Consider the following 6314-nt stretch of genomic DNA (forward strand, 5'->3'; position numbering starts at 1 on the left):
TTCTCCTAATGTGCCGCTTGGGTATCACCCGGCATCTGTTGCTGCATGCGCTGCTGACATGCACCTAAGTGTTTTTTCATTAATCGCTTCACTGCGGCTTTATCGCCTGCCTGCAAAAATGCCAACAACTGCCGATGGTCGCTATAGCTACAAGTATGTTCAGCGGGGGCATCAAAGAGCGCAATAATCAGGGAACTGCGCAAACATAAATCCCGCATAATTTGCACCAAAACTTCATTGCCAGTGAGTTTGGCTAACTCCATGTGAAAAGCATTCGACAGGCGAATCCAATCGACTCGCCGCTTCTCCACAAACGCAGTTTCCTCGGCACTCACTTTGGCAAACAGAGGCGCTATTTTTTCAGGCAGCCCATCCATACCCAATAATTTATCCACCAAGATGGCCTCGATGGCTAAGCGCATGTCAAACACATCTTCCGTTTCTGCTTCGGTAGGAATGTGGACAAAAGCACCACGATTGGGTAACAAAGTCACGATACGATCGTGTGCCAACAAAGATAGCGCACTGCGCACGCTACCGCGCGAACACACAAACTGCCGACACAAATCCGCTTCTGTCAACTTGGCACCCGGTTCCACATATCGGTCCATAATGGCATCCAAAATATTGGCATACACACGATCAGCTTCAGTCGGCGGCTTGTCTTCCTGCAACCAAGAAGATGCCGATGGGGCTTGATGTTCTTTCTTAAACCAGTCTGTCAGGCTCATGGCTCTCATCCCGCAATCTGCATCGGCACCAGATTGTCAACAATTATCAAACTTTCTAAAAAAAATTGTCAACAATTTATTTTACTATTGTTGACAATTTACACGCCCGCCCAGCCCAATGGCACCAACGCGCCAGCCAAGCAAGCATGATCAACATGTTCAATCCAAAGGATTACCCACGATATTACCGATGATGCCCTGCATGATATGCGGCCCTTGCTCTTGTGGCAATTCGGCATACCACTTTTGCGTTATTTCTGGGTCTTTCATGTGTGTCACATCACAGCGACGGCGCGCCCGCAACACCAATTCATTGGCACGCTCACTGCGTCGATTTTGATAACGTACCAGCGCATCTTCAACGCCCAAGGTATTGATTTGCAAAGAGCGGGCCAAATAAATCGCATCTTCCATGGCTTGGCACCCTCCTTGTCCTATATCGGGGGTGGTGCTGTGGGCTGCATCGCCCAACAACGCAATGCGCCCCCGCACCCATTGAGTGAAGGGTTCGATGTCATGAATTTCCACGCGATTGGTGGTAGCAGGATTGATGCGCTCAATCAAACGCTGCACAGGGGCACACCATCCACTGAAATAATCTTGCAGCAGCGCCTGATACTGTTCACGCTCATTGGGCAAGCCTTTGGGTAAAGGAACATCAAAGAAGAAATAAAAGCGCTGCCCAGCAATGGGCATCAATGACACGCGTTTCCCTTCGCCCACATAAGTGGTCCACTGATTGGCAGGTGCAATGTCTTCATCAATTTCCACCAATCCATTCCAGTTCACATACCCGGCATAACGGCGTTCCACCGGCTGATCCAAAACATGGGCCCGTATCAGCGAATGGGTTCCATCGGCACCAATCAACACATCGGCAGTAGCGGTACTACCGTCGACAAAATGTGCGTGAGCCTGTTCACCTTCTTGAGACACATCCAACACACGCATACCCAAATGAATGTGCTCACGCCCGAATTCATCCATCAGCATGTTTTGTAATTCAGCGCGGGATACTGGATAGGGCTTCTGCCCCACTTCGGTTACCAGCGGAGCCAAACTGAATTGTGTCAATGCATTGCCTTTGTGGCCATCATGATAGGCCATGCTGTCCATATCCCCGCCTAAAGCCACAATTTGTTGATGCAGGCCTAGATAGTTCATGCATTTAACCCCATTGGACCACAATGAAATGGCTGCTCCCACCGGTAAAATTTGCTCAGCTTGTTCATAGATGGTGACTTGATGGCCAAATTTCTGCAATGCAATGCCCGCCGTCAGTCCACCCATGCCCGCACCCACAATGATGATGTTCATATTTTTGCCCCTTGCTTGAAGTCGATCCGAATTAAATTGTCAACAATTTGTACAAATACATCTAAACACAAAGTTTTTACCGTCACAAGTGTTTTTAACATTCGAAAATCAGAAGTAAATCAAGTTTTTGGATTTAACCCAGCAATAAGAGCATTAAAAATTGTTGACAATTTTTACAAATTAGACGAAAAAAGCAGCATTGGTCACAGAAAACATAAGTGGGCATACCCAAAGCATGCTCGGCACTGCCAATCATGGCCCCTGTTTAATGATGAGGATGAAAATGAGCCCGATTACCACGCATATTTTGGATACCGTCAGCGGCTTACCCGCAGCTCATGTGCGCGTACAACTATACGACGGCAATCAACTTTTGGATGAACGCCACACCGATGATGATGGCCGAATTAAAAATTTCCATTTAGATGCAATCAGTGCCGGCACATACCGATTGGTGTTTGATGTCGCGCCTTATTTTGCCAAGCAGAAGCAATCAGCATTTTTTCCGCAAGTGTGCTTGGATTTTGTCATTGAAGACACCAGTCGCCATTACCATGTGCCATTGCTGTTGAGCCCTTTTGCTTATTCAACCTACCGCGGCAGCTAAATAGATATCCATAAACTTTCAGGCAGCCCGAACAGGCTGCCTGAAAGTGAAATCAACGACATTAGTCCACGTTAGTACCATGACTAATGAGTGATTAACGATGTGTATCCTAGTGATTTAAACGCTTCAGTTTGACGCTGTTTTTGGTTTTTGCCAGCATTTCACTGACATTCTCACCCAAACGCAAAGCCAGGCCGATGGTGAGCATATCGATGACCATCAATTGCAGCAAGCGCGAAATCATCGGTGTATATTTATCAATGTCTTCCTGCGTCACGACGCTGATCACGCAATCACACACTTGACCCAAAGCCGAATCAGCTCGCGTTAAACCAATCACAGATGCGCCATTTTCTTTGGCTATTTTCACTGCATCCAATAAATCCAAAGAAGAGCCGGAATGAGAAATCACCACCAACACATCTTCTGCAGACAACACCGATGCCGCCATCAATTGCACATGGCTATCGGTATAAGCCACCGTAGAAATCCCAAACCGAAACAGCTTATGCTGCGCATCTTGTGCGACGATGCCAGAATTACCAGCACCATAAAACTCAATACGCCGCGCCTTAACCAACAGCCCAACAGCCGCATCCAAATCTTTAGCTGATAAAGACTGGCGGCTACCCAATACCGCAGCAGCGGTATTGCCGATGACTTTTTCCATCACATCCTGCATGGAATCGCTGCTGTTCAATTCTTCATGTACATAGGGCATGCCGTCATGGCTAATGCTGGCTGAAAGCTTTAATTTAAATTCAGGCAGTCCCTTGTAACCCAGACTGCGGCAAAAACGAATCACCGTAGGCTGGCTGACATCTGCTTCTTTGGCAATATCCGCAACGGCAGCATGCACAAACCATTTGGCCTGAGCCAGCACGCACTCTCCAACTTTACGCTCAGCCGTAGATAAATCCGGCAGCTGTTGGCTAATGGCCGCCAGCATGTTTTTCTCCTCACCCATTAGGCTTTCCTTTGCGCGCTTGGCGATGTAATTGGTTGTAGTTGGTTATTTTAGCCCGATTTCACCTTTCAGGCAGCCTGTCATCAATGTCTTCTTTGTTAATAAGCGCATCAGAACAAAACATCGATGCCAACAAAGCGTCCGTGTTAGCCCATTCTGTGTAATAAAATTTCCAATACAAACTTACTGCCAATATACGCCAGCATCAGCGCAACAAAGGCCACAATCACCCACCAAGCCGCTTTCTTACCGCGCCACGCCTGCGTATGGTGTTTAAACAAAATCACCGCATAAATCACCCAAGAAATCACGCCGAATATCGTTTTATGGGTCAGTTGCGCTGGCTCGCCAAACACCGCCTCAGCAAAAAATGTGCCACTGATCACGGCCACAGTCAGCAATACAAAACCGCCTTTAATCCCTTGGAACATCAGTTTTTCAATGCTCAACAACGGCGGCAAAAATGACACCATGGGCGACATTTTGCGCTGATGCAAAGCGTGGTTCAGCACCAACATCAAAATCGCCAGCAAGGTAATGATGCCAAACAGGCCATATGCTAGCAACGCTGCGCTCACGTGCACCATAAACGGCCAGTTTTGTAGCGGATAGGCTAAAGGTTGGCCTGGCAAAAACACCGCCACCAACAAGGTCATCGCAGCCAACGGGAACAGCAGCAATTGCAAACCTTTGAGCGCATAGCGATAGCTGCCGACCAGATACAAAGTCATCATCAACCACGCCACCAAGTCCAAAGCATGGCCAAAGCCCACCAGCAACACACGGTCTTGCAGCATGGGCAGCCACACCAATATTGTGTGCATCACCCACGTAGGCCACAGCACCATTCGCTCTCGATTGAGCGGATACACATCATCGGCACGATGCCGCCAAAAGCGCCACACAAAGCCCGCCAGTAACGCATACAACACAGCCACAACAATCAGCAACACATTCATGGTCTTATTCCATCACCCCGCTGCCAAAAAAAAGCACACGTAGTGTAAAATGAATTCATTGTGTTGGTTTATCATCCAATATGAGCAAACCAACAAGTATTTTCCATTTTAACAAAAGGCTGCCTGAAGTGGCAGCCGGGGATGGTTATGTTAGACAACTTATCCGATCGTTTGGGCAAAATTGCCAAAACCCTGCGCGGCCAAGCACGCTTAAGCGAAGACAATATTAAAGAAGCTTTGCGCGAAGTACGCATGGCATTACTCGAAGCCGACGTGGCTTTGCCGGTGGTGAAATCTTTCATGGCCGACATCAAAGAAAAGGCCGTGGGCCAAGAAGTTATCGGCAGTTTAACGCCAGGTCAAGCCTTTATCGGCGTGGTCAACAAAGCGTTGACCGACTTAATGGGCAAAGAAAACAGCAGCCTCAATTTGTCTGCAGTACCGCCAGCCGTGGTGTTGATGGCAGGCTTACAAGGTGCCGGCAAAACCACCACCGTGGGCAAATTAGCGCGTTTGTTGAAAAATGACCACAAGAAGAAAGTATTGGTGGTTTCTGCCGATGTCTACCGCCCGGCCGCCATTGAGCAGCTACGGTTGCTGGCCGAGCAGGTCGAAGTCGATTTTTTCCCATCCCATGAAGGCGAACAGCCGGTCAGCATTGCCCGCAATGCGTTGGATTATGCCAAGAAGCATTTTTATGATGTATTGATGGTCGACACCGCCGGCCGACTGGCCATTGATGAAGCCATGATGGCCGAAATCAAAACCATCCACACTGCCATCAACCCAGTGGAAACCTTATTTGTGGTGGATGCTATGCAAGGCCAAGATGCCGTCAACACGGCGCAGGCTTTTAATGAAGCCCTGCCGCTTACTGGCGTGGTTTTAACCAAAATGGATGGTGATGCACGCGGTGGTGCCGCTTTATCAGTGCGGCATGTGACTGGCAAGCCCATTAAATTTATTGGTATCGGCGAAAAAATCAATGGTTTAGAGCCATTTTATCCAGATCGTTTGGCCAGCCGGATTTTGGGCATGGGTGACGTCCTATCCTTGATTGAAGATGTTCAAAAAGGGATTGACGAAAAAACTGCCCAACAGATGGCCAAGAAATTACACAAGGGCAAAGGCTTCGACTTAAACGACTTTAAAGCACAAATCCAACAAATGCGTAACATGGGTGGTTTGGAATCTATTATGGCCAAACTACCCGGCGACATGGGACAAATGGCACAAAAAGTACCCGAGGGAACCGCAGAAAAAGCCATGAGTCGAGTAGAAGCCATCATCAACTCAATGACACCGAAAGAACGCACCAATCCACTGTTACTCAAAGCCAGCCGCAAACGCCGCATCGCCATTGGCGCCGGTGTATCAGTGCAAGAGGTCAATAAAATGCTCAAACAATTTGAGCAATCACAGAAAATGGTGAAATCACTCGCCAAAGGTGGCATGGGGAAACTCATGCGCATGGCCAAAGGCATGAAGGGCATGATGCCACAGTGAAGAAGCGCTTAAATCGATTTTACCTAAAAACCACCTAAGCCAGCAGCCAGCGTCTTCGGCAGCTGGCTTTTGGCTACCGCCAGCTGGCGCGCCCCATATTCAAACAAATCTGCACTGAACCGCTTTTATATTAAACCGCCCATACCACTGTCGAAATTTTGCATGATCTGCACTCAAAATGAAGTCACGTAGATCAGCACCATCAAGACGGCCACACAACCAACAAT

The 6314-nt window shown here is 48.2% G+C and carries 6 protein-coding genes; 2 read left to right on the top strand and 4 right to left on the bottom strand.

The features are described from left to right. Positions 1-5: 5 nt before the first annotated feature. Together A2F46_RS06040 and hpxO are read right to left on the bottom strand one after the other, a co-directional pair. Entirely contained in the window at positions 6-731 is a 726-nt protein-coding gene (locus A2F46_RS06040; protein ID WP_066567986.1) for a GntR family transcriptional regulator, read from the bottom strand. A 159-nt stretch (positions 732-890) separates the two neighbouring features. Continuing rightward, entirely contained in the window at positions 891-2048 is a 1158-nt protein-coding gene (hpxO, locus tag A2F46_RS06045; RefSeq protein WP_066567988.1) for an FAD-dependent urate hydroxylase HpxO, read from the bottom strand. Between the two features lie 283 nt (positions 2049-2331). On the opposite strand from hpxO, the gene uraH reads away from it, so the two are divergent. After that, positions 2332-2655, top strand: a complete 324-nt coding sequence (gene uraH, locus A2F46_RS06050; protein ID WP_066567990.1) for a hydroxyisourate hydrolase — start codon at positions 2332-2334, stop codon at positions 2653-2655. Between the two features lie 109 nt (positions 2656-2764). On the opposite strand, the gene A2F46_RS06055 is transcribed toward uraH, so the two are convergent. Then, positions 2765-3604, bottom strand: a complete 840-nt coding sequence (locus A2F46_RS06055; RefSeq protein WP_066568020.1) for an SIS domain-containing protein — start codon at positions 3602-3604, stop codon at positions 2765-2767. Positions 3605-3768: 164 nt separating this feature from the next. Next, positions 3769-4581: an inner membrane protein YpjD gene (locus tag A2F46_RS06060; protein WP_066567992.1), complete on the bottom strand. Its 813-nt coding sequence runs from the start codon at positions 4579-4581 to the stop codon at positions 3769-3771. A gap of 147 nt (positions 4582-4728) precedes the next feature. Here A2F46_RS06060 and ffh point away from each other — a divergent pair, with 147 nt between their 5' ends. After that, positions 4729-6087, top strand: a complete 1359-nt coding sequence (ffh, locus tag A2F46_RS06065) for a signal recognition particle protein (RefSeq protein ID WP_066568023.1) — start codon at positions 4729-4731, stop codon at positions 6085-6087. The last annotated feature ends 227 nt before the right edge of the window (positions 6088-6314 follow it).

Source organism: Snodgrassella sp. CFCC 13594 (assembly GCF_001590725.1).
Lineage (GTDB): Bacteria > Pseudomonadota > Gammaproteobacteria > Burkholderiales > Neisseriaceae > Snodgrassella.